Source organism: Candidatus Rokuibacteriota bacterium (genome assembly GCA_030647435.1).
In the GTDB taxonomy this organism is placed as follows: domain Bacteria; phylum Methylomirabilota; class Methylomirabilia; order Rokubacteriales; family CSP1-6; genus AR37.
This window is the reverse complement of sequence record JAUSJX010000041.1, coordinates 20,399-47,036: the sequence shown is the minus strand read 5'-3', so window position 1 is coordinate 47,036 and position 26,638 is coordinate 20,399. Positions and strand designations below refer to the sequence as shown.

Below are 26,638 nucleotides of genomic sequence, written 5' to 3'. Positions count from 1 at the left end.
GACCGTAGTCAACATGAAGGCCCTATGCGCCCTGGCTCCCCCGTGCCCGCACCCCCGTCCCCAGGCCATCAGGCCCCCAGCCCCGCACGCCGCAGCCCCGCTGGAGCAGCCGCAGGCACAGCGCACATGAGCCTCCTGGCGCGCCGACCGCGTCCGCCCGGCTGTGAGCGGGATGCTATGCGCCCCCACCGCCGCCGTCAACCGGCAAATGGACCGGCAAATGGACCGCCCGGATCAGCACCCATGACGCGGCGCGCCGACGGCACGACGCCCTCCGCGGCGCCCCCAATCGATCAGGGCGCGCCGGCGCCGGACTCGGGTGAGGCGGGGCCGGGGCTCTGCCGTGAGCGGGCCATCCCCAGGTGCGCGAGGAGCTTCTGGATCACGGCGGGATCGTGCAGCGTCGCGATCAGGCGCAGCCGGTCCCCACGATGGGGACACGTCAGGACGTCAATGGCAAAGAACGACACGTCCTCACGGCGGGGGACTCGGCGGGCGTCCTGCCGAGAAAGCGGCCCGCGCGGGAGTTCGACTAGCGACGTGGTAACCGTCGAGCCGGATCGCGTCACCGCCGATTCGCGGCGCCATCGCCCGCGGTCGCCTCCGCGATCATCGCGAGCAGCCTCTGGGCCGCGGCGTGCTGCCCGCCGCTCAGCGCATGCAGCCGCGTGGCTACCTCGGCCGCCAGCTCGTCCCGCTTCCGATCGAGCGGGCGCACGACGCGCTCGTACCGCTCCTCGCGCTTCCGACGCACCGCTTCGAGCGCCACGACAGCCTTCACGTAGCCGTTCACCTTCCGGCTTCCCGATCTCGGGATCACCTGTGTCATCGCGATCACCTTCCCTCGACACTGACGGTCTCGTGCCACGCCCAGCACCGGCTCCGGTACTGGCAGTCTTTGCATTGCCACCCCGGGTTCGGATGGAACACGCCGGCCTCGATCGCGTGCAACACCTCGGCCACCAGCCGGAAGAGCCGGAGGTTTGCGGCGCGATCCCGCTGCGTCCAGTAGCGGCAGAGCTCCGGCTGCTTCGTCTTGGTCAGCACGTCGAACCGGAGCCGCAGGTCCTCCTGGTCGGCCAGGCCGTTCATCGCCGTCGCGTAGCTGTAGACCGAGAGCTGAAGGGACGCGTCGGCCTGGAGGTCGGTGTACTTTCTGGCTGACGTCTTGAGATCCACGACGACGATGCGCCCCCCGGCGTCGCGCTCGATCAGGTCGAGCGTGCCGACGAGCGCGCGGTCGAGCAGCTCGCCGGTGTCGAGGTCGATCAGCGGCACGTCGAACGGCTGCTCGACGCCGACGATATCGATCCCGGGCTCCTGGTTCCGGTGGAGCACCGCGAGCATCCGGCCGGCCAGGTCGAGCAGGCTCTCCTTCGTGTCTTTCTCGCCGAAGCGGATCGGCCGGTTGCCGGTCTCGAGCTGCCAGTACGCTTCGAAGAACGCCTGGACGTCGGCGAGGCTCGGCGGCGCGCCATCGGCCGTGCCGCGGAAGAGGAAGGCCGCGGCCCCGTGGATCCCGGAGCCGAAGGCCAGCGCCGCAGGCACGAACTCGGGCTGCAGGCGGTCCACGTAGGTGAACTTGTACTTGAGCGGACAGCGGAGGTACTGATCGATTTGCGTGAACGAGACATGCGGCTGCTTGCGCATCTCGGGTGGCACCATGACGAATCCTCCCTTGAAGACACGGCAGGGGAGAGAGCGTGCGCTCCCTCCCCTGTCCGTCGGTGATGCCGGCGGCCATCAGGCCACGCGGCGCTTGAGGTTCGACAACTCCTTGATGAGCGCGGCCCCCTCCTCGTGAGTGAGGGCCTCGGGCTTGCGGTTGAACACGCGCAGGCTCATGTGTTCCACCGCGTTCGGGTCGAGCCCCTTGGCCTGGCCCACCTTCCAGATCGCGTCGAGCTGGCGGGGCGTGATGCTCGCGTTGGCGTGGCCGTTGGTCGGCCGGCCGTTGCCGGGCTGGCCGCCGTTGCCCGGCCGTGTGCCGTTGACCTGGGCCTTGGCCGGTGGCCTCGGTGCCGACATGGGCGTGGGCGGCGCGGGCACGCTGCGCGCGGCGGGCCCGCGGCCACCGATCGGCTTCTCCGCGTAGAGGTGCAAGCCCACGCCGAAGAACGTCGCGCACTTCTTGAGCGCGTCCGTGCCGGCGGCCTTCAGGTCGTCGCCGAGCGACACGAGCGCGCCTGATTCCCGCTCGCGTGTCACCTGGCTCACGCCGAAGTTCATCTTGGTGATGCCCTCGGCGGTGAGCTTGGCGAGCACGAGCACCTCGTCCTCACGGATCTCGTGCTGCATGATCTCGAAGGACCACGCGCCGTCGAGCGCCTCGTTGAGACGGTGGATGACACTGTGGCCCTCCACGTAGTCGAGCATGCCGTTGCGCCCCTTGCGCTGGCGGATCTGCGCGGGCTCGAACGGCTTCTCCAGCAGTTGCCGGTTCATGGGATCCTCCCTCCGTTGTGAGTGGTCTCGAAGGCTCGGAGCGCCTGGGCCGCGAGCTTGGTCAACTCCAGGAGCTCACCCTCGGCAAGCTCACCGGTGAGCCGGTCCACGCGGTCGGCGAGCACCTGGATGGCGGTCGTGAGGTCGCGCGCTTCCCGGAGCGCGCTCCGGATCATGCGCATGATCTCGAGCGCGGACACGCTGGCGCCGCCGGCAATCACCGCTCGGCCTCTTCGGTGACCCAGTCCGGCGCAGTCTCCCCCGCGGGCGCGGGCTGGCCGTGCGCCGAGGAGAGGAAGGTCACTCGCTGGCCCACCACCTTGAGGCGCGAGCGGCGCTCGCCCGCCTCCGTCTCCCAGGTGTCCTGCTGGAGCCGGCCCTCGACCGCGACGGCGCGGCCCTTCGTGAGATACGCGGATACCGATTCGGCCTGCTTGCCCCAGACGGTCACTTCCACGAAGGTCGTCTCCTGCTGCGCCTCGCCGGCCTGGTCCTTCCAGCGGCGATTGAGCGCCACGCCGACGTCGCACACCGCGGTCCCCGCGGGCGTGTAGCGGAGCTCCGGATCGCGGGTCAAGTTCCCAAGCAACAGCACGTGATTCACGCAGTTCATCGTTCGCTTCCTCCTCGTGTGGCGGTGATAGGTGTGGCCCGCGCCGCGCTTCGCTCGGCAGGGGCGTCATGCTGGTCCAGGTACTCGTCGACGGCGCGGCGGAGCTGGCGGGCCACGGGCACGCCCGTGCGATCCCGGACACGCGCCAGCCGGCGCGCGAGCACCTTCGGCACCTCCCAGCGGTACATGTGCCTCACCTCCTTTCCATGCTGGTCACCAACCACACCAGACCCGATCAGATCGCGGCGAGCGGAGCGAGCCGAGGGAGTGGACACACGGGAAGAAGGAACCGGAAGCCGTGGATACGGCACGCGGTGCGGGTGATCGCGGCCGAGGCGTGCGGGGTTGGTTGCACGCCGATGGCCGCGGCGCGCGTGTGGGCGTCACGTTCCGCGCGCGTGACCGGGGCCGAGCCGTGCGCTGCACCCTGCACGGCGAAGGCCCCGCCGGCGACCGATGGACCGGTCGCGCGCGCACCACCTGCGATGGCGAGCGCCTGTGCGCGCCTGACCTACGCGCGGGCCGGGGCGCGCCGCGCTTGGTAGACCGACCAGATCCGCCGCCACTCGGTGGTGGACACGGACACGGCGCTGGCGTGCTGGAGCCGGTAGAGCCGCCCGCCGAGCTGCCCGAGCGATCGCGGCGTGGCGCGCTCGACTTGCGCGAGGAGGGCTCGCGCGGGCTGCCGGAGCGTCACGGCGTGCTCGAGCGCGGCCCTGCGCAGGTGGTAGTGTGACCACGCCACGCCCGCCTGATCGTGCGTGAGCTGGAGCGCGTAGAGCCGCTTGCCGAGCGCCGCCAGCTCTTCGAGCGACGGGCACGCGTCGATCGCGCCCACGATGCCGCGGAAGCGGCCGCCCTGCCGCGCTTCCCAGGTGTCCCGCGTGCCGCACCCGGGACAGGTCGGCAGCTCGCCCGAGTCCTCATCGGCGTCGGAGACTGCCCTGCACACTGGGCAGGTCACCCGCTCGGGGTGCAGCGTTCCCAGGGCATGCCACTGCACGGTGGACTGGGCAGCCTCGCCCCGTGACTGCCCTGCGGCCTGTGCAACCCGCCCGGCCTCGTCAACCCACTCGACGCCGTCGCCGAGGGCCTCAGCGTGCTCGAGTGCGTCGGTCTCGGGCGCCTGCTCGACGAGCGCGAGGCGCGTGACCAGGTGGACCAAGTCTTCGATGACGCGCGCGACGCCAACGCGCCGCGCCTCGTCTTCGTAGTGGGCGACCACATCCGCGCCGGCATCGAGGGCCAGGAAAAGCTCGGCGAGTCCCGCGGCGTCGCGGACCTCGCACCGGAAGCGCCGCATCAGCCGGCGTGTGGCCAAGAAAGCGGGCGTGTCGGACAGCGCTTCGTGCGGCACCAGCACCGTGTCGCCGGCGAGGACGCCGCGCTCGAACCACAGCCGCTCGCCGCCGCTCAGCGAGGCGATGTGCTCGAGCTGGGCGTGGATGGGCTCGCCCTCTGGCACCTGGAACACGCGCGCAAGCCAGGAAGGCTGCGCGCGCTCCAGCGGCTCCAGTTGCCACCGGAACCCTTCAACCGCGCCGAAGCGGCACGGCGCCCACCGGCCACCCGTGAACACCGGCAGCACAGCGCCACCGCCGGCGAGGACCACTGCGGCGGGCTTCCCCGCCCGGGCTGCTTCCCGCACCGTGAACACCGAGCCCCGCGACGGACCCCAGAGGAAGGCGACCACCCCAGCCGATTCCCGCGCGAGCCGCCGGGAGCGCGCGAGGAGAGCACGCCGACCCGCCCCGGCGCCCGGGACGACACGCCCGCCCCGCGCCACAAACGCGTGAAGGGTGTGTGATTCCCTGGGTACCGCACCCGGCAGGAACACCGCCGAGCGCGCGCACGCCGACGGCCCCGCGGCCAGCACCGCGCTGAGGGCGTAGTGATCCGCACCCCGCGCGCCGCCCGACCCGATGCCCCAGCCCCGCGAGAGAAAACACCGCACCGCCTCCGCCACCTGGGGTGCCGCCGTCTCCGGCAACACCCGCGCCCCGACCACCGCCACGAAACCCAGTGCTCCAGCCATGACGCACCTCCCTGGAAGGTTGAGCCGGCACCAACGCCGGCCCCCTGCGAGCCCCGCCCGCAGACGCTCATCTGCGAGCGCCCCAGGCGGGAGGCGACCCCACATCCAGGCGAGGGCGCGCGCGCAATCGCGAAGGCGCGCGCGTGAGAGGAACGCACGGACCGAGAAGAGGCCAGAGCGCCACGTGGACCCAGTCGGGCCGCCTCCCGCCGGTTTCGCCTCCGTCACCCGCAGGGCCGGAGCGAAGCGGAGGACCCCGGAGGGCGAAGCCCGGAGGGGTTGAGGGAGGTGAAAGGGGCGATACGATTGACAGTGCTGCGGACGGGAATGTACTTGACTGGACGCGGGCCCGCGGGCCCGTCTGCTGGCGGGTGGACGCTACCGCGCTACGGGATGATCAACCTCGCGTGTGACCGCGGCCGAGGCGTGCGCTTCATCCTGCACGCCGAAGGCCGCGGCGCCAACCGTGCCAGGAACCGCGCGTGCGATCCCGCGGCCAAGGCGTGCGCAGGAGCGAGCGCGGCGGATCTATCGCTCGGCGTGCACGCCGCAGGCCGCGCCGCCGAGCATCGCTTGTCGCACGCACTTGGCGCGCGAGTTCGCGGGCCGTCCATACGAACCCGAAATGCTGGACCCGGCTCAGAGTGCCGGTGCTCGTCGAGACAATGGTGGGCAACATCAACGGTGGGCAACATCAACTTCATCGCCAAGCTAATGCAAGTAACTACTTGTTTCCAGCTGCTCTCTCGTGTACTGTGTTGCCACCCATGGCTCCTCGTCCCATGATGACAAGCATGAGCGAATCTCCTCATCCCGCGTGGACAGTCCGGCAGCTGGCCGAGTACTTGAGCGTAAATCAGCGCACCGTGTACCGGATGGCGGAACGCGGCGAACTACCGGCGTTCAAGGTGGGCGACGCCTGGCGTTTCCGGCGCCACGACATCGACGAGTGGATCGAGCGCCAGCAACAGGAGCGCGGCGGGAATGTCACCTCCACGAGGAGAAGGCGGAGCAAGTCATGAGCACCCACGCTGCGAAAAAGGCTGGCGGAAGCGATGGTGCTCTTGCTCTCGACGTGTTCTCCCTCCGCGACAGCGTCGTCGAGGAGTACAAGCGTTTCGCAACCTCTTTCACGACGATCTACGCGCAGGATATCCGCGACCAGGTCGAAGCGATCTACGCCGAGCAGCGGTACTGGCCGGAGCCACTGATTCAGATCAACCCGAGCTATAAGCGTACGGCGGACGTGAGCGCGCTCGTGAACAGCGGCGTGCTCGACCCGGGCTGTGCCGACATTTTCCAGGCAGACGGGCGGCCGCTGTCCCTCTATAAGCACCAGGAGCAGGCGATCGCACTCGCCACTGAAGGGGAGAGCTTCGTCGTCACGACCGGCACCGGTTCGGGTAAGTCGCTCTGCTTCTTCATCCCGATTGTCAGCCACGTGTTAAGCGCACGACGTTCGAGCGCGCAACGTCGTACGCGCGCCATCGTGGTCTATCCGATGAACGCGCTCGCAAACTCCCAGATGGAGGAGCTCGGGAAGTTCGTTGGAAACGTCCCGGGACGACCGCCGATCACGTTTGCCCGCTACACGGGGCAGGAGGACGCCGACGAGCGCAAGCGGGTCGCTGAGGAGCCCCCCGACATCCTGCTCACGAACTTCATGATGCTCGAGCTCCTCATGACGAGGCAAGAAGGCATCGATCGCCGGGTCATCGGCAACTGCGCAGGTCTCCGGTTCCTCGTCTTGGACGAGTTCCACACCTACCGGGGGCGCCAGGGTGCAGATGTGGCCTTGCTGGTGCGCCGCGTCCGCGAGAGGCTCCAGCCCGAGAAGCTCCTCTGCATCGGCACCTCCGCCACGATGGCCAGCGAGGGCTCGGTGGAGGATAAGAGCCGGGTGGTTGCTCGCGTGGCCTCGAAGCTCTTTGCGAACTCCATCGGCGAGAGCAACGTCATCGTGGAAACTCTGGAACGCATCACGGACTCTGCGGCAACGGCGGAGTCTGTTCGCCCACTGCTGGGCAAGGCCATTGACGCCGGCGTCCCGCAGGACATTCCGGACGCGGCGCTGCGGGAGCACCCGCTCGCGGTCTGGGTGGAGACTCGTCTCGGGATTTCCTTCTCCCAGGTCGACCAGCGCTGGGTCCGCGCGAAGCCCATGACGGAGACGGAGGCGGTCATGACCCTCTCGGCCGAAGCGGGTCGCGACGCGCCCGCGTGCCGAAGGGCGCTCCGAGATCTCCTCCTCGTCTCCAGTGTCCCCGAGCAACTTCGGACTTCAGTTCCAGGAGCGAGCGAGAAGAGTTTTTTCGCTTTCAAGCTCCATCAGTTCATCTCTGGTGCCGGCCACGCCTACGCGACCATGGAGCCAGACGGCACGCGGAAGGTGACCGTCGAAGGGCAGCAATTTTTCCCTGAACAACCTGACAAGCGCCTCTACGCTCTGCACTTCTGCCGCGAGTGCGGTCACGAGTATCACCCGGTGAGGTTGGTGAAGGAGGAAGGCGCACCGATCCTCCTCGCCCGTGACATCGACGACGCTCCTCCGGCCAAGAGTGACGAGACCGATGGCCAGGACGAACAGCCCGAGGGCGAAACCTTCGGCTTCCTAACGCCACACCCGTCCCACGATACCGGATTTACCTTCGATGACCGGGACGAAGACTATCCGGAGACTTGGCTGGAGTTCGACACCAGCGGTAACCCGCGCCTCAAGCCGAGCTACCGGGGAGCGCGCGCGCGGCGCTTCACCGTCGCTCCGGACGGCCGCATCGGTTCTGGGACGAAAGCATGGTTTCTTCCGGGCAAGTTCCGGCTCTGCCTTCGCTGCGGAGGCACGCAGGGCGGCGCAGCACGTGATAGGACACGTCTCGCGTCCCTCTCTGCCGAAGGTCGCAGCTCGGCGACCACCGTTCTGGTTTCCAGCGTGTTGCATTGGATGCACGGCGCCCAGTCGGGCATGGCACTTTACACGCGGAAACTTCTTGGCTTCTCCGACAACCGCCAGGACGCCGCCCTCCAGGCCGGCCATTTCAACGACTTCTTGTTCGTGAGCCTTATCCGCGCGGGCTTTCTCGGCGCGCTCCAGGATGCGGGCTCGAGGGGGCTCCGCAGCGACGAGCTGGGTGCGGCGCAGCAGAGCACGCTCGGTTTTAATCGGCCTGACCCACAGATCCGCGCCGAGTGGTTACTCGAGGCTTCGCTACGCGGGTTCAATCTCCAGGAGGCCGAAGGCACCCTTCGCCAGGTACTCGCCTACCGCGTCTGGTTCGATCAGCGACGCGGATGGCGATACACGAATCCCAACCTCGAGCAGCTTGGCTTGGTCCGCGTCGAATATCTAGGGCTCGCGGAGCTGGCGGCGGACGATGAACTCTTCGCCGGATCGCACCCCGTGCTTAAACAATCTAGGCCCGAAGTCCGCACGGGAGTCTATCGCGAGCTGCTCGATCATCTGCGCAAGTGGCTGGCGATCCGCAGCCAGGTGCTCGACGCTGCGGTGCTCGAGCAGTTGGTTGCGAAGTCGCACAGTCGGATCCGTCCACCCTGGGGCTTCGGAATGGATGAAAGCCCGCGCGGGGCACGCTGGCTCATGATCGTCCCGCCCACTCGCCGGGCGAGCACGCTGCGCGACATGGATCTCATCGTGCGCGGCGGTTCGCGCAGCGGGCTCGGCAAAACGTTGCGCTCCGCGAACCTCTGGGGAGGAGACACTTCCATCCGCGACGTGAAGTCCAAGGACTTCGACCAGCTCGTGAGCGACCTGCTCCGCGCGGCGGCGATACATGGCCTCGTGTCCGAGGAGAGCACGCCTTTCGACCAGCCGGGTTGGCGACTCAACGATGCGTGCGTCGTGTTCCGGTTGGGCGATCCATCGACCGACGCCAGTGCCTCCACACAGAACGTGTTCTTTCGAGACCTCTACGGGAACCTCGCCACGATGCTCCGCGCCCCGATGCACCCGCTCTTTGGCTTCGAGGCGCGCGAGCACACCGCACAGGTCGATCCCGACAATCGTGAGATCCGGGAGAAACGGTTCCGCTTCGGCGACAGAGAACGCCAAGAGCTGGCGTTAGAAGAGAAGCGGCTCCGGGACATTGGCGAGGCGAACCGTTTCCTGCCGGTCCTCTTCTGTTCTCCCACGATGGAGCTTGGCGTCGACATCTCGGCTCTGAATGCGGTTCACATGCGCAACGTCCCGCCCACGCCGGCGAACTACGCACAGCGCAGCGGACGGGCTGGCCGCAGCGGCCAGGCAGCGTTGGTCATCACCTACGCTTCCTCTCAGAGCCCACACGATCAGTACTTCTTCCGTGATCCCAAGGCGATGGTACACGGCGAGGTGCGCGCACCGCTGCTCGAGCTCGCGAACCGCGACCTGATCGAGAGCCATCTGCAGGCAATCTGGCTCTCTTGCGTCGATCAGCCACTCGACCCCTGCATCGCGGAGCTGCTCGTTCTTAACGACACGATCCGCCCGCTCAAGCCCGAGATCATCGCATCCATGAAAGAACGGCGTGTCGCAGAGCTGGCGAGCGAACGTATCAAGCGTGTCCTCGATCTTGTGGCGGACGATCTCACCTCCGAGCTCGCGCCCTGGTACACCGGGCGTGCGGACTACGCCGATGCCATTGTGGTCTCCGCGCTGGAGCGCTTCGACAAGGCGTTCGATCGCTGGAGAGACCTCTTCGCCGCCGCGGAGGAGCAACGGGACGCCGCTCGACGAACGATGGACGATTATTCTGCCCCTTACCAGGAGAAGCGGGCGGCCCAAAGCCGGCACGCACAGGCCATCGACCAGCTCAACTTGCTCCAGCGCGGGACGAATGCCCTCTCGAGCGACTTCTACACGTACCGCTACCTTGCCACGGAAGGATTCCTGCCTGGGTACAACTTTCCCAGGCTGCCCCTTCTGGCTTACATCCCAGCGACTCGGGATGGTCGCGGACGGCAGACCTACCTGCAGCGTCCGCGCTTCCTGGCGCTCGCCGAGTTCGGTCCCCGCAGCCTCGTCTATCACGAAGGGCGCGCGTACCGGGTCGTGCGCGCGCTCCTCTCTCTCGGCCACCGAGAATCCGCGACGCCGGACGCCCAGCTGCCCACGAAGGCCGTCCGGATCTGCTCGAATTGCGGAGCTGGACACTTCGGAGACGACCTGTCGATGTGTCGCGCCTGCGGTACTTCGCTCGGCACCGCCGAGGTCGTCAACCACGTCTACCGCATCGAGAATGTCGCCACGCAGCCGGCAGAGCGGATCACCGCTAACGACGAGGAGCGAACGCGACAGGGCTTCGACTTGCAGACGACCTTCGAGTGGGCCATCCGTGACCAGGAGATCGATGTGCGGCGCGCCTCGGCTTGCGACGAGGAGGGCGAGATCGTGCGCATGGCCTACGGCGCCGGTGCGACGATCACCCGGCTCAACAAAGGTCTGCGCCGTCGAGCCGACAAGAAGGTGCTCGGCTTCCGCATCGATCCGGTGTCCGGATACTGGGCAAAGAACAGGGACGAGGACGAGGGCGATGGTGGGATCGATCCCACGGCGTCGCCTCGGCAGTGGATCGTCCCCAGCGTCCAGGATCGCAAGAACGCTCTCCTCTTTCGGCCCGTCGGTGACGCCTTCTCCGAGGTTACGCTGGCCACTGTGCAGCACGCCCTCCTGCGAGGCATCGAGGCGGTGTTCCAACTCGAGGAGGGCGAGATGCTCGCCGAGCCGATGCCCACGCGTGACGTCCGCAACGGCTTTCTGCTCTACGAGGCGACCGAGGGGGGCGCCGGCGTGCTCACGCGGCTGGTCAGCGAAAAGAGCAGCCTCGCCACCGTCGCGCGCAAAGCCCTGCAGGTAATGCACCTCGCAGTCGGCGACGGCCCCCTGCCCGCGGCTCGGTCGGCACTCGTCGACCAGCCCGGCACGGCTTGCGTGGCCGCCTGCTATCGCTGCCTGATGTCCTACTACAACCAGCCGGACCACGAGATCCTCGACCGTCGCGACGAGGCCACCCGCGAGATCCTGCTTCGTCTCTCAAGCGCAGAGACGGCGTGCCTCGGTCTCCCTCCTTTGCAGGTATCGGTTCCGGTGAACGGTGCCGATGCGGGGGAGGACCGCTGGCTCGCCGAGGCAACTCGTCGCGGGATCCCAGCGCCCGATCCGGACCCACTCATCTTTGGAGAGCGGAGGCTGAACCTCGTTTGGCGCAGGCACTACGTCGCGGCCGTGGTCGACGAGGCCGACCGTCCAGGCCTGCAAGCAATAGAGAACCTCGGCTTCGACGTCATCTTGTTTGAGGACCCAGCGACCTGGAATGGGGCCTTCGCACGCCTGGCGACCGCTCTGGGGCGCGTACCGTGACCGACCTCGTCTACTCTCCCGGAAGCCTTGTCAGCGCCCGAGGACGAGAGTGGATCGTCCTGACCGGCAGCACAGCAGAGACGCTCCGGGTTCGTCCGATGACCGGCTCCGACGACGACCAGACGCTGATTCACTTGCCACTTGAGGCAGAGCCGGTCCGCGAAGCTCGTTTCCCGCTACCCGATCCACGTCAACTCGGGGGGCACGACGCCGCGCTCTTGCTGCGAGACGCGTTGCTCCTCTCGCTGCGCCGGGGGGCTGGGCCGTTTCGGAGTTTCGGGCAGATCTCGGTGGAACCGCGCGCCTATCAACTCGTGCCGCTGCTCATGGCGCTCAAGCTCGATCCGGTGCGCCTTCTCATCGCCGACGACGTTGGCGTCGGCAAGACGATCGAGGCGCTGCTCATTGCGCGCGAGCTTCTCGACCGCGGCGACATCGACCGGACGGCGGTCCTTTGCCCGCCGCACCTGGTGGACCAGTGGGTGACCGAGCTCGAAGTTCGATTTCACATCCGCGCCGTGGCTGTGACGTCGCAGAGCGCGCGCCGCTTAGAGCGGGGAATCCCCCCTGGCGTAAGCATCTTCTCGGTGTATCCCCACACGGTCGTGAGCCTCGATTACATCAAAAGCCGAGAACGACGGGACCACTTTCTCCACGCATGTCCCGACTTCGTGATCGTCGATGAGGCTCATACATGCGCCGCTGTCGGCCGGGGTCACCATCAGCGCCACGAGCTGCTCGAGGACCTGGCGAGGAGCGCGTCTCGTCACCTCGTCCTGCTCACCGCCACCCCGCACAGCGGGAACGATGCGGCCTTCTACCGGCTGCTCGGGCTCCTCGCCCCGGACTTTGAGCGCCTGTCTGAGCTCGTCGGCTCGGAGCGCGAACGCGTGCGCGAGCGCCTCGCACACCATTTTGTACAGCGGAGGCGGGCGGACATTGCCGACTGGCATGAGGGCGACATCTTTCCGCGCCGCGAGACGAAGGAGGTCACCTACAGGCTGAGCGGGGCCTGGGAGGACTTCTTCAGCAAGGTCCTCGACTATTGCGCCGAGGTCGTCGAGGCAGGGGCGGGAGATGAGCAGCGGCAGCGCCTCAACTTCTGGGGCACTTTGGCGCTGTTGCGGTGTGCAGCCTCGAGCCCTCTCGCCGCCGTACTCGCCTTGCGGACCCGTACCGGCGAAAACCTCGGAGACGAGGCTCGCGAGGATCTGCTTGATCGCATCTTCGATGGCGATATCGATGCCCTCGTCGAAGACGACGTGGAGCCCCCTGTCGGCAGCGATGATCTGGCGCTGGCGGGACTCATCGCACAGGCCCAGCAGCTCGCAGGCCAGAGCGGCGATCCGAAGCTCAAGGCGGCATCGGACCACGTCGCGGAGCTGGTCCAAGCTGGCTTCAACGTCGTGGTCTTCTGCCGGTTCATCGCGACGGCCCATTACGTGGCCCGCCACCTTCGCAAGCATCTCGGCGGCGCAACCGTCGACGTCATCACCGGCGAGATGCCTCCCGAGGACCGCGCGGAGCATGTCGCACGCATCGGTGCGGCCGAGCGCTCTCGGGTGCTGGTCGCCACTGACTGCCTGTCGGAGGGAATCAACCTGCAGGAGTACTTCGATGCGGTAGTTCACTACGACCTTTCTTGGAACCCGACACGCCACGAACAGCGGGAGGGCCGCGTCGACCGCTTCGGCCAGACGAGCAAGACGGTGCGTGCTACGCTGCTTTACGGGGTGAACAATCCGGTCGACGGAGCCGTGCTCCAGGTCATCCTGCGCAAGGCCGCCCGCATCCGCGAGGAGCTGGGCGTGCCCGTTCCGGTGCCGGATGAGGGCCACACGCTGACCCAGGCGCTGCTCAAGGCGGTGCTGCTCCGGCGGCGCGGCGGTTCCGGCGCCCTGGAGGGTCACCAGCTCGAGCTCTTCGAGACCCAATGGGAAGACGCGAAGACGAAGGCGAAGAGGAACCGGACGGTGTTCGCCCAGCGGCGCATCAAGCCCGACGAGGTCCTGCCGGAGTGGCACAAGAGCCTTGCAGCGATTGGTGGCCGCGAAGATGTCCAGCGCTTTGCCGGCCGTGCTCTCGCCCGGCTCGGCTCGGGGCTCGAGCCTCTGCGGCGCGGATTCAAGGTCGCCACAGCGCCGCTGCCGGTGGAGGTCCGGGAGCGCCTCGAGACCGAGGGCATCGCGGGCACAGTCGCCATCGACTTCACCTATCCATCGGCGCCTGGATGCCGTCCCGTCCAGCGCAGTCATCCCCTGATTGCCGTTCTCGCCGAGACGCTGCTCGGCCGTACGCTGTCGGTGGAGAACAACGACGTCTCCAGCAACGACCCCTCGATCCTGGGGCGTGTGGGCTGCTGGATCTCAGACGGGGTGCGGGTCCGCACGACGATCGCGCTCCTGCGCCTACGGCACCAGCTCCTTTCGCGCAGGCAGCGGCAGGAGACCACGCTCATGGTCGAGGAGGCCACAGCCCTCGCTTGGGTTGGCGCCGGAACCGAGGAGCAGGTCACGGGCTCGGAGGCGCTCTCGCTTCTCACGCTCCCGCCCGTTGACGATCCCCCGCGCCACGTCCGCGAGCGCGAGGCGGCGCGGGCGGTCGCCCTGATCGAAGAGCGGACCTCGGACCTCGAGGCGTTCGCCGCCGCGCGCGCCCGCGCGCTCCTCGAGGACCACGTGCGCGTGCGCGAGGCCGGCCGGGGCGTCGGAAGCACCTCCGTCCAAGCCCTCCCGCGCCCCGATGTCATCGGTGTATACGTGCTCCTCCCGAGGGTAGGCTGACGATGGCGCCCCAGCGGGGCGCCGTGCGCGAGGCGCAGCTCGCATTCGATGCCCTCTCCATCGAGGGCGGACTTCTCGGCGCGGAGTGGCTGGGCAAACTTGCTCAGCTCGAGGCCAGCGCGCAGGCCTTGGCCGACTATCGCATTCCGAAGGGCCTTCACCTGCGCGACGAGATCGCCCGGAGCTGGCGAATCGCTCAGGCGTGCTTTCAGGAGCTGGAAGCCGGTCGTGCGTCGGGCGGCAACGCTCTCGCGCTGGCCGAGCGCTTCGTCGAAGGACTCCTGCGCGACGCGTTCGGCTTCACGTCAATCGTACGCGCCGATCCAACGGTGCTGGGCGAGCGGGTGTACCCGGTCCGGTTCTTCGCACTCGGCGATCGGGTACCCATCGTCGTCGCCCCGGCAGGCGCGGGGCTGGACGCTCCGTTGCCCGAACTCGGCGACGGCAGGAGAAGACGGAGCGCATTCGGCCTGCTACAGGAGGTCCTCAACGCCCTCAGCGCTGCACGCTGGGGGCTGACGTCGGACGGGCTCGTGCTTCGGCTCGCACGCGACAACGCCAGCCTAACCCGGCCCGCGTGGATCGAGGCCGACCTCGCCCGGATCTTCACCGAGAGCCTGTACCCGGACTTTGCCGCGCTCTGGCTCCTCGTGCATGAGTCGCGCTTCGGCCGTGCCGAGGAGTCCGCCGACACGTGCCCGCTGGAGGCCTGGCGCGAGGCGGGGCGGCAGGAAGGGACTCGGGCACGGGAGAAGCTGAGCGTCGGTTTCGAGCGGGCGCTCGAGATCCTCGGTCACGGTTTTCTCTCGCATCCGGCGAACACCGGCCTCCGCTCCGCGCTGCACGCCGGCGATCTCACGAGGGACAACTACTTCGGGCAGCTTCTCCGGCTCGTCTATCGGCTCATCTTCCTGCTCACAGTCGAGGAGCGGAACCTCCTCCACCCGAAGAGCGCGCCCGACGCAGCCCGTCACCTGTACGCCGAGGGGTACACGCTCCGGCGCCTTCGCGATCGGGCCATCCGCAGGAGCGCCCATGATCGCCAGGGCGATCTCTGGGAGGTGGTGAAGATCGTCTTCCGTGGGCTCGCCACCGGCGAGCCGCGCCTCGGCCTGCCTGCGCTCGCCGGCCTATTCGCGTCGGAAGAATGCCCGGAACTCGACGGAGCGATGCTCGAGAACCGCGCGCTGCTCGGAGCACTCTTTCACCTCGCCTGGCTGCGTGAGCCCTCAGGGCTGGTGCGCGTGAACTGGCGCGACATGGGCCCTGACGAGCTCGGCTACGTATACGAGGGGCTTCTCGAGCTGGTCCCCCAGATCACCAAGGATGGGCGCTCCTTCTCCTTTGCCAGCGCGGACGAGAGCCGCGGGCACGCGCGCAAGACCACGGGCAGTTACTACACGCCCGACGAGCTCGTGCAGCTACTGCTCGCGAGCGCCCTCGATCCCGTCGTGAAGCGCGCCGTGGACGCCCATCCGGACCGGCCCGTCGATGCACTCCTCGACCTAGCGGTCGTCGATCCGGCGTGTGGCTCGGGGCACTTTCTTCTCGCGGCGGCGCGCCGTCTCGCCGATCACGTCGCGCGCATCCGCGCAGCGGGAACCCCGACGCCGGACGACTACCAGCGCGCGCTGCGCGACGTGGTACGACGGTGCATCTACGGGGTGGACATGAACCCCCTGGCCGTCGAGCTATGCAAGGTAAGCCTGTGGATGGAGTCCATCGATCCCGGCCTGCCGCTTACCTTCCTCGAGAGCCATATTCGCCGCGGCAACGCGCTGCTCGGCACCACGCGCGGGTTGATGGGCGATCAGGTGCCGGATGCCGCCTGGATCGTCCTCGAAGGGGACGACAAGAACGTCACAACATCGCTCAAGAGACGCAACAAGGAAGAAATCGCAGGACAGCGGCTCCTTCGCCTTGAGCGACGAAACGGGACGGGCGCCTTGCGTGACGCCATGCGCGCCATCGAACAGGCCCCCGACGCCGATGTCGCGGCGCTGGCCGAGAAGGAGTGCCAATGGAAGGCGCTCCTCGGCTCGCAAGCCTACGAGCACGAGAAGCTCGTGGCCGACGCTTGGTGCGCCGCCTTCCTCTGGCCCAAGGACAAGCCCGGCCCGGTTGTCGAGACCGCGCCGACCACGGCCACGTGGCTCGCGCTCCGCGACAAAGAGGCGCCGCCGTCCGAAGTGCTTGTCGAAACGACGCGACATATCGCCGAGGACTACGTGCTCTTCCATTGGGAACTTGCGTTTCCGCACGTGTTCGCGCGGGGCGGTTTCGACGTCGTGCTGGGGAACCCTCCATGGGAACACATCGAGTTGAAGGAACAAGAATTCTTCGCTAGGCGAGAGCCATCAATCGCCGATGCTCAAAACGCCGCAATACGCAAGGATCTGATCGCAGCGCTTCCGGTAACAAGTCCCCAACTCTGGGAGGAATGGCAACTCGCGAAGCGAAAGGCCCAGGGCGAGATGCACTTCGCCCGCAGCAGTGGCCGCTTTCCGCTTTGCGCTCGCGGGCGCATCAATACCTACCCGCTATTTGCGGAGCACAACTGGGGTGTGCTTGCGCCGCACGGCCGGGCCGGCTTCATCGTGCCGAGCGGCATTGCAACCGACGATATGACCAAGGAGTACTTCCAGGCCCTCCTAGACCGTAGGGTCCTCGCTAGCATCTACCACTTCGAGAACGAAGGCCTCGTGTTCAAGGGGCTTCATCACGCGTACCGCTTCGTGCTGCTAACAATCGGCGAGGCCGAGCGCGCTGACCTTGTGTTCTACGCGCGACGCGTTCTCGATCTCGACGATGAAGAACGCCACTTTGCTCTTGCTCCCGCCGACTTCGCGACGCTCAACCCCAATACGCACACCTGTCCCACTTTCAGGTGGCGCCGCGACGCCGAGATGAATCTTGCGCTCTACAGCCGCACGAACGTGCTTTGGCGTGAGGGCGATCCAGACGGCAATCCTTGGGGTCTGCGTTTCATGCAAGGACTTTTCAACATGGCGTCCGACGCAGCCCTCTTCCGCACGCGGGGAGAGCTTGTCGCTGCCGGCTGGACGCCCCAGGGCAACCGCTTCGTCAAGGACCGTGAGGTCATGCTGCCGCTTTACGAAGCGAAGATGATCCACAATTTCGACCACCGTTTTGGCACCTACGAGGGGCAAACGGAAGCACAGTCGAACCAGGGAAAGCTCCCCGAACTCGACGATGCGGCCCACGCAAACCCCCGGCGAGTGACGCTCGCGAGGTACTGGGTCACGCAGACCGAGATTGAGTCGAGGCTGGAGGGTGTCTCGGATCGGGGGTGGCTGCTCGGGTGGCGAGACATCACGGGTACCGAAAAGGTCCGGACAGTCATCGCGTGCGTGATCCCGCGGGTTGGAGTTGGGCATACATTGCCGCTCATGTTTCCGACACCTGACGCGCACACCGTTGCATGCCTCTGCGCGAACTTGGCGAGCCTTTGCTTCGACTATGCTGCGCGTCAGAAGGTCGGGGGTACCCACCTCACCTACAGCTACCTGAAGCAACTACCTGTGTTGCCGCCTTCCATCTATCCCACATGCTGCCCCTGGAATGTTGCCCAGGCGCTCCGCGACTGGTTCCTTCCTCGCGTCCTTGAACTCACCTACACCGCCTGGGACCTCAAGCCGTTCGCCGAGGACTGCGGCGACGACGGGCCACCCTACATCTGGGACCCCGAGCGCCGCTTCCAACTCCAGTGCGAGCTCGACGCGGCCTTCTTCCACCTCTACAGCATCCCGCCGGACGATGCCGGCTACATCCTCGACACCTTTCCCGTCCTCGCCCGATCCGATGAACGCGCCTACGGCGAGTACCGAACGAAGCGGATGGTCCTCGACGTTTACGACGCCTTGGCAGGGGCAGCGGCCGCGGGCAGGTCTTACGTCTCGCCGCTCGGACCGCCGACGAGGGCCTCATGACCCAGTTTCGGCTCAGCCATCTCCGGGTCGAGAACTACCGCTGCTTCGAGACGCTCGAGCTTCCGCTGGAAGAGGACGTCACCGTCTTCTTCGCCGAGAACGGTGGCGGCAAGACCGCACTGCTCACGGCCCTGGCGATGGGCCTTGCCGTGGTCCAGAAGGGGTCGCCGAAGACGCTCAAGCTCGATGCCCGCCGCGATCCCAGGAAGCGCACGCTCGATGAGAAGGGCCGGCGCGAACCGGTCGGCCGCTGCACGGTGACATGGACGGCGGCCGTGGGCGAGGTCGAATCCGTTGAGTGGTCCACCACCGTCCAGCCTGCGTCGGGTCGGAGCACGAATCGGCACCGTCCGATTCTTGAGGCCATAGAGAAGGTCCGCGTCCCCGGAGACCGGTGGCCCCTGTTCGCCTGGTACGGCGTCGATCGCATGCAGCGCAGCCGCGGGCGACCCCTCCGGGACGAGCGCGTACGGGACCGCTGGGAAGCCTACGCCTCCTCGCTCGACCCGAGGCTTGACGAGGCGCAGCTGCTCCAGTGGCTCCAGGACGAGATGCTTGGGGACGTGGCCCGGCAGCGACAAGGAGAACCGGAGCGCTTCTTCGATAAGGCTGTGATGGAGGCAGCGGTCCGAGCCACGCCGGGCGTGGTCAACGCCTGGTACGACCCGGTGGAGCAGAGCCCGATGGTGCGCTTCGAAGCCGGCCACGTGGCCCCATGGTCCGAGCTTTCCGATGGGTACCACGCATTCATCGCCCTCGTGGCCGATATCGCCCGACGGGCCGTCATGCTGAACGAGATCGACGGCGCCGACGCGCCGCAGCGCTTGGAAGGCGTAGTGCTCATCGACGAGATCGATCTCCACCTCCACCCGCGGTGGCAGCGCGTGGCGCTCGCCGGCCTGCGCACGGCCTTCCCGAGGCTGCAGCTCGTCGTGACCACGCATTCGCCGCAGGTCTTAAGCAGTGCGGAGAACCGTCAGGTGCGCCGGCTCGTCGACGGGACGCTGCAAGACCACGACGTGTTCGTGCAGGGTCGGGACAGCAACGCCATCCTCCGAGACCTAATGCGCACCGACGACCGAGGCGAGGAGGGCACTCGCGCGCTCCGCGATCTCCACGATGCCATCGACCGCGGCGACCGCGCCGAGGCCGAGCGGCTCTATGCAATCCTCGCGGCTCGTTGGGGCGAGACTGACCCTACGCTCATTCGGGTCAGGGGCTTCATGGGCTGGGGGGAGTAGATGCGAGGCGTCTCCAAGCCCTGGCCTCCGGCCGACGTCTCTCAGGATGGTCACACGCCGTGCAGCCTCCGCGATGCCGAACGCAACTACCTTGCCGCCCTTCCACCAGAAGCCGAGCGCTCCGCGCGCGCGCGCGCGAGATTCGACCAACTCGACAAGCGGAAGCTCCGCGTGGTCATGTACCACGAGCAGCGCTCCATCTGCGTCTTCTGCGAGCGCCCGATCGACGAGGGCAACCCGACGCCGCGCATCGACCACTGGCGCCCGCTGAGCGTTCATCCGGAGCATGCGCTCCACTGGAGGAACCTCTATCTGTCCTGTCCATCGGCCGAAACCTGCGACGCCGCCAAGGGTGAGCGAGCGCTTCGGTGGGGCGACACCGATCCACATCTGCCATGGCCGACCGACCTCCGGTACGAGGATCTCGTCGGCTTCACGAGCCGCGGCGACATCTACGTCAGGAAAGATCTTGCCTTAGACGACGCAGTTCGGAGGGCCCTCGAGCTTGCGCTCGACGACCGCCAGAATGGCAACCGAACGCGGCGGGCGATCCTGAACCTGAACCACCCGACACTCGTCGCCGCGCGCGCTGCGGCGCTCGATAGGGAGCGGTCGCGGCTGGAGCGAGACTTCGAGGACAGCACCGCGACGAGGGAGGCCCGGGAGGAGCGGGCGAATGAGATGCTCGCGCAGAACCCGCTGCCCGGATTCGTCAGCATTCGAGTGGCATGGCTACGAAAGAGACTCGGCCGGGGCCGTTGATGCTGACCGCGGTCACGATTACCCGTCTGGAGAAGGCAGCCAGCGACAACGGCTTCGATCTTGAGCGGTCGCCCGACGGAGACTGGCTGAGCTTCGGCAGCAGCCAAACCTCGATGCGAATCTGGCTTACGAGCGTTGGCGAGCCGTTGTTCCTGGTCGCCTTGTCGCGAGCGAACGTCCTCGACGCGCTGGCCGGGCTTGGCGTGGCATTCACCAACCCGCTTCCGAACGGCGCCGGCGGCGCTCGCAGCGTCGGCGACATTCAAGCGCTCCATCGCCTGCTGCGCCGTGCGTTCCAGCTCGCCCGAACGTTGCCCGACGAGCTCCTTCACGTCTTCGAAGGCCAGACCTCGCGTCTCCCGCGATCGACGGAGGCTGAGCGCCTGGTGCTTCAGCGGATAGGCCAGGACATCTTCCGTCGGGGTCTGCTCGAATACTGGGACGGCTCTTGCGCGATCACGGGCCTCTCGATGCCCGATCTACTTCGCGCGAGCCACATCAAACCATGGGTTGACTGCGGGAGCGACGCCGAACGCCTTGACGTCTTCAATGGGTTCCTTCTCGCACCGCACCTCGATGCCGTCTTCGATGCTGGTTTCATCAGCGTCGCGGAAGACGGCTCCGTGCTGCTCTCCAATGTGCTCCCAGCCGACGCCCGGGCGATCCTTGGACTCGAACTCCCGTTGAAGGTACGCGGCCTCCACCACGCTCACGAGCGGTACCTCCTATGGCATCGCGCGAAAGTTTTTCGGAAGGCATCGTGTCTGTGATCGCGTGGCGACGCTTCGTCTTGGCCGCGCCGGGGCCGGTTGTGATGCTCGACCGCCACCGACGTCGAGAAGGGATCGCTGCTCATGCCGATGCGCTCGATGCACATCGTCCACGATCGACCGGAAGCCTTTGGCTCACTAAGCTGGCGGTTGGAATCGCGCCGCTGATGGGCGAAACCGTGACTTCAGCGGCGCAGGACCTCCGCCTCGATGAGAGAAGCTGCTAGTCCGATAGACACCCGTGGGAGAGAGAGCTGAAGGTCACCCATGGGTTGTTCTGGATGCTCGAGCCCGAATGATCCAGGTCATAGCCGCGGCAGCGCAGGGTGGCGGGGAGCTTTCGATGATCCGGCGATATTGCTACTCGCCACCCTGGCGTGCGTGCCGCCTTACCCCTTCGTCGCGAGGCGGTGCCGCTTCACGTACTCCCAGAGCCGCTTCGTCATGCCGGACGGCGGCATCGGAGCGCTGCCGAACAGCGACTCCAGCGTGTCCGTGCACCCCTTGAAGCAGACTTCGTACCCGCCGAACGGGACCTTCTTCGGCGGCCTCGACTTCCCTTTCGCCTTGGTCTTCGCCATCGTCTCCTCCTTCGCTGTGAATGGTGGAATGACCTTGCCGTTGCCGCGCGTCGCCTCAGGGCGACTCCGAGGGCGCCGGCCATGGCGGAGACCGCCCCCGCGGACAGAACCGCCCCCAGGGAACGTAGATCAACGCCGAGCTCGCTTCCGGCGGGACTCCGCCGACTTCCGGCCGGCCGCCCGCGCCGCCGCCCGCTTCTCCGGCGACGTCACCCGACACCGCGCACACACGTACGACGCGGGCTTGAGGACCGCGAGGGGCCACCGCTTCTCGCCGCAGGAGGTGCAGATCACCTCCCAGGTCCGCGGCTGGGGGTGGACCGGGCACCCGCAGGTCGGGCAGGTCGACCTGGCCGGGCCTGTGACCACGCCCTTGGTTGATTTCATCGGCCCCGCACCTCGACGATGTCGCCGTCGATGGCGCGCTTCGCGAGGGCGACCGTCCGGACGGCCGTGAGCGTCTGGTCCGACAGCGCCAGCAGTTCTGCCAGCTCGCGCGCCGCCCACACTCGCCCCCGGCCCACGCCGTCGCGCGTCAGCGCCGCGGCATCGCGCTCATCAGGCACGAACCAGAGCGGCTCGGTGTGCCAGGCCACACGGATCTCGAGGCCCTGGCCCTCGCGCGCGAACTGGTCGAGCGGCATGGCCAGGATCCCCGACAGGTCGACCATGCCCGGGGCGCTTGGGCGATCCGCGATCTCTTCCGGAACGCGTGGGGGCGCTGGACGCGCGCCGAGCCTCTCGGCCAGCGCCGCGAGTGACGAGGTCAGGTCGCTCATCCGCCTCCTCCGTGCCCTCGTAGCTGCCACAAACCGTCGACAACCGTCGCAGCGTCGACGGGCCTTTCTTTTCGCTGGCTTACGAGACGCCCCCGCACGGCACAGCCAGCCAGCTCGAAAGGGGCGCAAGTAGCTGGATTCACGGGGCTGTCGACGCTTGTTGACGGATGTCGACGCTCTCTAGCGGTTTGGACAGGGATGGAGGCTCGTTCTCGCCGGGCGCGCCGACCGCGGGGTTGTAGCGGCGGGCGAGGTCGGCCAGCACGCCAGAGTCCAGGGTGTAGAGACGCACTGGGCGCCCGTTCTCGCGGCCCGGGCGAGCGACGAGCCCGAGCGGCGCAAGGAGCCCCGCGAGCCTCCGCGTGCTCTTCACCCACGCGTAGCCGTTGTCTTGGAGCGCTTCCAGCAGCCGCGTGGGCGTCGCCGCCATCCCGACATCCGCGACGACCTTCTGGAGCGCGGTGATCAGCCGCGCGGCCGACCCTGCCTCGTCGTCCGCCTCGCGCGCATCGCTCAACGCGCGCGCGGCGTCGAGGATCCGCTCGGCCCGAGCACCGCCCGCCTCGGCGTCGGCGACCATCGCCAGCGCCAGTAGCGGCGCCCAGAGGTCCACCGCCCGGTCGTCCACGTCGCGGCTGTCGAGCACCTTGGGCGCGAGCTCGTACGCCGCGACGATGTCCCCGATGCGCGTGAGGCACGCGAGCGCGCAGGCGTCCCGCAGCTTCTCGGCCTCGGCATCGGTCTCCCGGCCCAGCCGCGCCACGGGCTCGTCCTTGCGCCGCCGGAACATCACGAGCGTGAGGCTCCGGTCCTCGAGCGTCTCCTTGAGCCCGGCGATCCCGGCGAGGATGCGGGGCGCGTACACCTCGTGGAGCACCTCGACGAACCGCTCGCCGCGCTTCTCCTGCCGCGAGACCGCGCCGCCCTGCTCGAAGCCGACGTTCAGCACGGCGATCAGCGTCGCCAGCCTGTCCTTGTCGCCGCCGCCGCCCCGGAGCGACTCCATCTCGTCGAACGCCTGGAGTCCGCTCCGCCGCGCCGCCTCCCGGTAGAGCTGGGCCTCGGTCGGGTGTGTCGTCGGCGGGGAGGCGTTGAAGGCCGCGCGGCAGAGGAGACGCATCAGCCGGCTCTTGCCGCACCGGCGCTCGGCCGAGCGCACCGAGAGGTAGGGGTAGACGCGGAACGCGCGATAGCACCAGGTGCCGAGCGTCCACGCCGCCAGCCAGCCGGCCGTCCCCGCATCCCGCAGCGCGACGTGGCGCCCCAGGAAGTCCGCCAGGCCGTCGAGCGCGCGCGCGACGGAGCCCTCGGTCGAGCCGGCCAGCCACGCGGCCGCCGTCTCGTGTCGGACCGAGGACGGCCCCGGATCGGCGTGGCGGAGGGCCATGCCGGACGGGAGCGTCTGGGGCGTGAACCCCTCGCGCCGGGACGTGACGATGGTGAGCCGGTCGCCGACGGGAATGCCGTAGGAGAGGACACCGTCGACGACGTCGAGCCCCGGGTGAAGGAACCGCGTCGTCTCGCCTCGCTCGAGCAGCTCGAGCACGGTGGGCTCGGCAGCCGGCGGCTGGGCGTCCTTCCGCTTCACCCACTCGCGCCACCAGGCGCTCGCGCGCCCGAGGGCTGCGTGCTTCAGCGAGAGGCGCGGCAGCGTGTCGAACGCTTCGCGCGGGTGCGCGCAGAGGTAGTCGTCGAGGCCGGTCTTGGTGCCGTTCCGGACCGACGGGAGCTTGAGCACGGCGACCTTCGCGCCGCGCCCCTCGAGCTCCTTGCCGAGGGCGAAGACCGGCTGCACCAGGTCCGGGCGCGTCCAGACATCGGAGTCCGGGACGATCAGCATCTCGCGCTCCACCCAGTCAATGCGGTCGAGGTCGGCGATCGGCCGGCCGCCGGTCTGCCAGTTCCAGAGCCCGCCGACCGCGAGGGAGGCGAGCCCCTCCTGGTTGGCCTTGAGCGCCTTCTTCTCGCCCTCGGTGATGAGGAGCGGGACGGCCGGATCGCTCAGGGCCGCTCGTGCCGGCCCAGGGGCGTAGAGGCGGGGTGGCGTGCCCGCGCGCTGGTAGTAGCGGACCGTGTGGCCCTGGCCGTCGCTCACCGGAGGGAAGAGCTTGCAACGGACGAACTCGTCAGCCCGCCGCATCGGGATGCCGTGCGAGGCACTGTCGTAGGGGAAGACGAGGACGTGGCGGACCTTGTCGACGAGGCGTGGGCTCAGCAGTCGCGGGAGATCGCCGGGCGGCGGCGTGTAGAGACCGGCCGCCGCGATCGTGGCGTCGGAGAGGCCCGACTTCCGGAGGTCCTCCACGGCTTCCTCGTGGAGCGGGAGCGTCACGCGCCACTCCAGAGCCCCCGCCCCGCCTCGCGCGCCTCGCGCTGGAGCTTCAGGAACAGCGCCTGGTGCCTCAGATTCGGCGGGATCGTCATGACCTGCGCGTAGCCGCGGCGGACCATCTCGGCGTTGGCCATCACGCGCTTCCTGGCCCGCATGACCCACGCGTAGGCCAGGAGCCTGCCCCAGCGATCGCGGTGCGAGACATCCAGCTCGAGACGCACGGCGTGCCTGGCCACGAGCGCGCGATTGACCGCGCTCGCCCGGTGGCCGCCCTTCTGCCAGTAGCGCACTTGGTGCGGGACCTCGGGCGCGTTGACGCCGATGTAACGCACCTTCTCGACGCGCTGGCCGAGCCGGACGTGGATCGTGTCGCCGTCCACGACCCAGACCACGCGGCCCCTCACTTCGTGGTGACCGAGACCGCCCCGTCGCCGGCCTTCACCTCGCTCGCGCCCCCCACACGGCACGCCGCGCCCTTGCCGTAGATTGTCGTCACGCTGACGCAGACGGCAGCCGGGTCCTGGCCGAGCGCCCGGACCAGCTCCGTCGCGCCGACGCAGCCGGTCGTGAGCAACGCGATGCTCAACGTCGTGATGGCGAGCGGAAGCGAGACAATCATGTGCCCCTCCTTGTGGTTGTGTGTGAATCTCATCATCGAGCGTCGCCACGTCTTCCCGTGCCGAGGTAGGCGTCGAGCAAATCGGCCCAGCGCGTCGCCCGCGCGAAGTCCAGCTCGCGATAGAAGGCGGACCGGTCCAGGAACAGCGGGAAGTAGATCGAGAGGCCTCGCGCCGGCGCCATGGGCGCGCCGGCGTGCGCCTGGGCGATGATCGGGCTCCGGACCTCGTCGCCGTCGATGATCCGCTGCACGTCGCGGCAGGCATCCGCGATGAGGCTGTTGCCGGCGGTGGTCGCCAGGTTGGCGGCCAGGTGGTAGAGGTCCACGTAGAGGCCCTCGAAGAACTGGAGCGTCTTGCGGCGCGCGGCGAGGAGGGAAGCAATAACCGCCGCGCTCTTGAGGCCGGCCAGGAGCCGACGGGCCAGCACGTCCACCGCCTCGACCAGGTCGTCGAGCCTGCCCAGGTTGATCGCGGACTGGGTGGCGTCCTCGCCGCCGTGCCGGTAGGACTCGACGTAGCGCTGGACGACGGCGGCGCCCAGCTCGGCGCCGGTCATCGCGGGGTGCTTCGTGAGGTCAGCCAGGATCGCCGCATGCGGCCAGCCCGGGCCGGGCTCCACGTCCTCCGAGCCCACGAGGACCTGCGCGTGGTCCCGGAGCTGGTAGGCCACCTCGATCATGGTCATGAGGCAGGCGTCCATGCCGACCAGGTCGACCTTCCGCCCGAGGGCGCGATGGGCGGTGGCGAGCACGCGTTTCAGCTCCTGGTTGTCGAGGCAGTCGGATGCGCCGTCGTCGTAGGCGATGCCGCGGTCGGCGGGCGCGGTCTCCCGCAGGCGCTCGCGCGTCGTGTGGAAGATCGGCGGCCGGCGACGCCGTCGGGCCCGGGGCGTTGACGCCTCATGCGCCGCTCTCGCGTGAGCCTGCATGTCGGGCGGCACGTAGAAGCCGGAGCCGTGGTTGAGCAGCACGAGCGCGGTCGCGCGCGCGGGATAGCGGAGCGCCCCGAACCGGATGTAGCTCTCCAGCACGCCGGGATCGCCGGTGTTGGTCGGGCCGAGGTCAGCCAGGACGCGCGAGCTGATCTTCCGCGGGTCCGTCCCCCGCGTGACGTAGTAGCGCCGGCTGCCGTGCCAGTTGCCCTTGGAGGCGTCGTTCCCCGGCGAGCGATCCACCTGGGCGAGGATCTCGACGACGCCCGGCGTGGAGCCCACGCGCTCCATCTCGGCCAGGTCGGCGAGGAGCTCGCCCTCGAGGTCGTTGTCGGCGGCGAGGTACTCGAGCACCAGCCACTGCGCCTCCGGCCCCGGGGGCGTAATGACCTTCGCGTGCGGGTCAGGCAGCACGGCGGGCTCATGGGTACGCGTGTCGGGCAT

The 26,638-nt window shown here is 68.2% G+C and carries 21 protein-coding genes; 7 read left to right on the top strand and 14 right to left on the bottom strand.

From position 1 onward, the window contains the following. Positions 1–293: 293 nt before the first annotated feature. The 8 genes from Q7W02_07690 to Q7W02_07655 form a co-directional block, all read right to left on the bottom strand. Positions 294–470 (bottom strand): hypothetical protein, encoded by a 177-nt coding sequence (locus Q7W02_07690; protein MDO8476068.1) that lies wholly within the window; start codon positions 468–470, stop codon positions 294–296. 95 nt (positions 471–565) lie between these two features. Continuing rightward, on the bottom strand, positions 566–829 hold the full coding sequence (locus tag Q7W02_07685) for a hypothetical protein (GenBank protein ID MDO8476067.1): 264 nt from the start codon (positions 827–829) through the stop codon (positions 566–568). Between the two features lie 5 nt (positions 830–834). Then, the gene (locus Q7W02_07680) at positions 835–1,665 is read right to left on the bottom strand and encodes a PD-(D/E)XK nuclease family protein (protein MDO8476066.1); all 831 of its coding nucleotides are present in this window, start codon (positions 1,663–1,665) and stop codon (positions 835–837) included. A 78-nt stretch (positions 1,666–1,743) separates the two neighbouring features. Then, positions 1,744–2,445: a Rad52/Rad22 family DNA repair protein gene (locus Q7W02_07675; protein MDO8476065.1), complete on the bottom strand. Its 702-nt coding sequence runs from the start codon at positions 2,443–2,445 to the stop codon at positions 1,744–1,746. After that, the gene (locus Q7W02_07670) at positions 2,442–2,666 is read right to left on the bottom strand and encodes a hypothetical protein (GenBank protein MDO8476064.1); all 225 of its coding nucleotides are present in this window, start codon (positions 2,664–2,666) and stop codon (positions 2,442–2,444) included. The genes Q7W02_07675 and Q7W02_07670 overlap by 4 nt, the downstream gene beginning before the upstream one ends. Continuing rightward, positions 2,663–3,058: a single-stranded DNA-binding protein gene (ssb, locus tag Q7W02_07665; protein ID MDO8476063.1), complete on the bottom strand. Its 396-nt coding sequence runs from the start codon at positions 3,056–3,058 to the stop codon at positions 2,663–2,665. Before ssb ends, Q7W02_07670 begins: the two co-directional genes overlap by 4 nt. Beyond that, positions 3,055–3,246: a hypothetical protein gene (locus Q7W02_07660; GenBank protein ID MDO8476062.1), complete on the bottom strand. Its 192-nt coding sequence runs from the start codon at positions 3,244–3,246 to the stop codon at positions 3,055–3,057. The genes ssb and Q7W02_07660 overlap by 4 nt, the downstream gene beginning before the upstream one ends. Before the next feature lie 323 nt (positions 3,247–3,569). After that, positions 3,570–5,093: a DNA-processing protein DprA gene (locus Q7W02_07655; GenBank protein MDO8476061.1), complete on the bottom strand. Its 1,524-nt coding sequence runs from the start codon at positions 5,091–5,093 to the stop codon at positions 3,570–3,572. 794 nt (positions 5,094–5,887) lie between these two features. On the opposite strand from Q7W02_07655, the gene Q7W02_07650 reads away from it, so the two are divergent. The 7 genes from Q7W02_07650 to Q7W02_07620 are packed head-to-tail and all read left to right on the top strand — an operon-like array spanning position 5,888 to position 20,951. Beyond that, on the top strand, positions 5,888–6,115 hold the full coding sequence (locus tag Q7W02_07650) for a helix-turn-helix domain-containing protein (protein ID MDO8476060.1): 228 nt from the start codon (positions 5,888–5,890) through the stop codon (positions 6,113–6,115). Beyond that, the gene (locus Q7W02_07645; GenBank protein ID MDO8476059.1) at positions 6,112–11,445 is read left to right on the top strand and encodes a DEAD/DEAH box helicase; all 5,334 of its coding nucleotides are present in this window, start codon (positions 6,112–6,114) and stop codon (positions 11,443–11,445) included. The genes Q7W02_07650 and Q7W02_07645 overlap by 4 nt, the downstream gene beginning before the upstream one ends. Next, positions 11,442–14,228: a helicase-related protein gene (locus Q7W02_07640; protein MDO8476058.1), complete on the top strand. Its 2,787-nt coding sequence runs from the start codon at positions 11,442–11,444 to the stop codon at positions 14,226–14,228. Before Q7W02_07645 ends, Q7W02_07640 begins: the two co-directional genes overlap by 4 nt. Before the next feature lie 2 nt (positions 14,229–14,230). After that, positions 14,231–18,178 carry an N-6 DNA methylase gene (locus Q7W02_07635; GenBank protein ID MDO8476057.1) on the top strand — a complete coding sequence of 1,316 codons (3,948 nt, stop codon included), beginning with the start codon at positions 14,231–14,233 and terminating at the stop codon, positions 18,176–18,178. Next, positions 18,175–19,419 carry an AAA family ATPase gene (locus Q7W02_07630; GenBank protein MDO8476056.1) on the top strand — a complete coding sequence of 415 codons (1,245 nt, stop codon included), beginning with the start codon at positions 18,175–18,177 and terminating at the stop codon, positions 19,417–19,419. The genes Q7W02_07635 and Q7W02_07630 overlap by 4 nt, the downstream gene beginning before the upstream one ends. Continuing rightward, a complete protein-coding gene (locus Q7W02_07625; GenBank protein MDO8476055.1) occupies positions 19,420–20,181 on the top strand; it encodes a hypothetical protein in 762 nt (253 codons plus the stop codon). Beyond that, the gene (locus Q7W02_07620; protein ID MDO8476054.1) at positions 20,181–20,951 is read left to right on the top strand and encodes an HNH endonuclease; all 771 of its coding nucleotides are present in this window, start codon (positions 20,181–20,183) and stop codon (positions 20,949–20,951) included. The genes Q7W02_07625 and Q7W02_07620 overlap by 1 nt, the downstream gene beginning before the upstream one ends. A gap of 389 nt (positions 20,952–21,340) precedes the next feature. Here Q7W02_07620 and Q7W02_07615 read toward each other — a convergent pair whose 3' ends face one another. The 6 genes from Q7W02_07615 to Q7W02_07590 form a co-directional block, all read right to left on the bottom strand. Continuing rightward, entirely contained in the window at positions 21,341–21,532 is a 192-nt protein-coding gene (locus Q7W02_07615) for an SWIB/MDM2 domain-containing protein (GenBank protein ID MDO8476053.1), read from the bottom strand. 383 nt (positions 21,533–21,915) lie between these two features. Then, the gene (locus Q7W02_07610; GenBank protein MDO8476052.1) at positions 21,916–22,311 is read right to left on the bottom strand and encodes a hypothetical protein; all 396 of its coding nucleotides are present in this window, start codon (positions 22,309–22,311) and stop codon (positions 21,916–21,918) included. Between the two features lie 139 nt (positions 22,312–22,450). Further along, entirely contained in the window at positions 22,451–24,643 is a 2,193-nt protein-coding gene (locus Q7W02_07605) for a DUF3854 domain-containing protein (protein MDO8476051.1), read from the bottom strand. After that, the gene (locus Q7W02_07600) at positions 24,640–25,035 is read right to left on the bottom strand and encodes a thermonuclease family protein (protein MDO8476050.1); all 396 of its coding nucleotides are present in this window, start codon (positions 25,033–25,035) and stop codon (positions 24,640–24,642) included. The genes Q7W02_07605 and Q7W02_07600 overlap by 4 nt, the downstream gene beginning before the upstream one ends. Before the next feature lie 8 nt (positions 25,036–25,043). Next, positions 25,044–25,262, bottom strand: coding sequence for a hypothetical protein (locus Q7W02_07595; GenBank protein MDO8476049.1), 219 nt, complete (start codon positions 25,260–25,262; stop codon positions 25,044–25,046). A gap of 32 nt (positions 25,263–25,294) precedes the next feature. Then, on the bottom strand, positions 25,295–26,638 hold the full coding sequence (locus tag Q7W02_07590) for a clostripain-related cysteine peptidase (protein ID MDO8476048.1): 1,344 nt from the start codon (positions 26,636–26,638) through the stop codon (positions 25,295–25,297).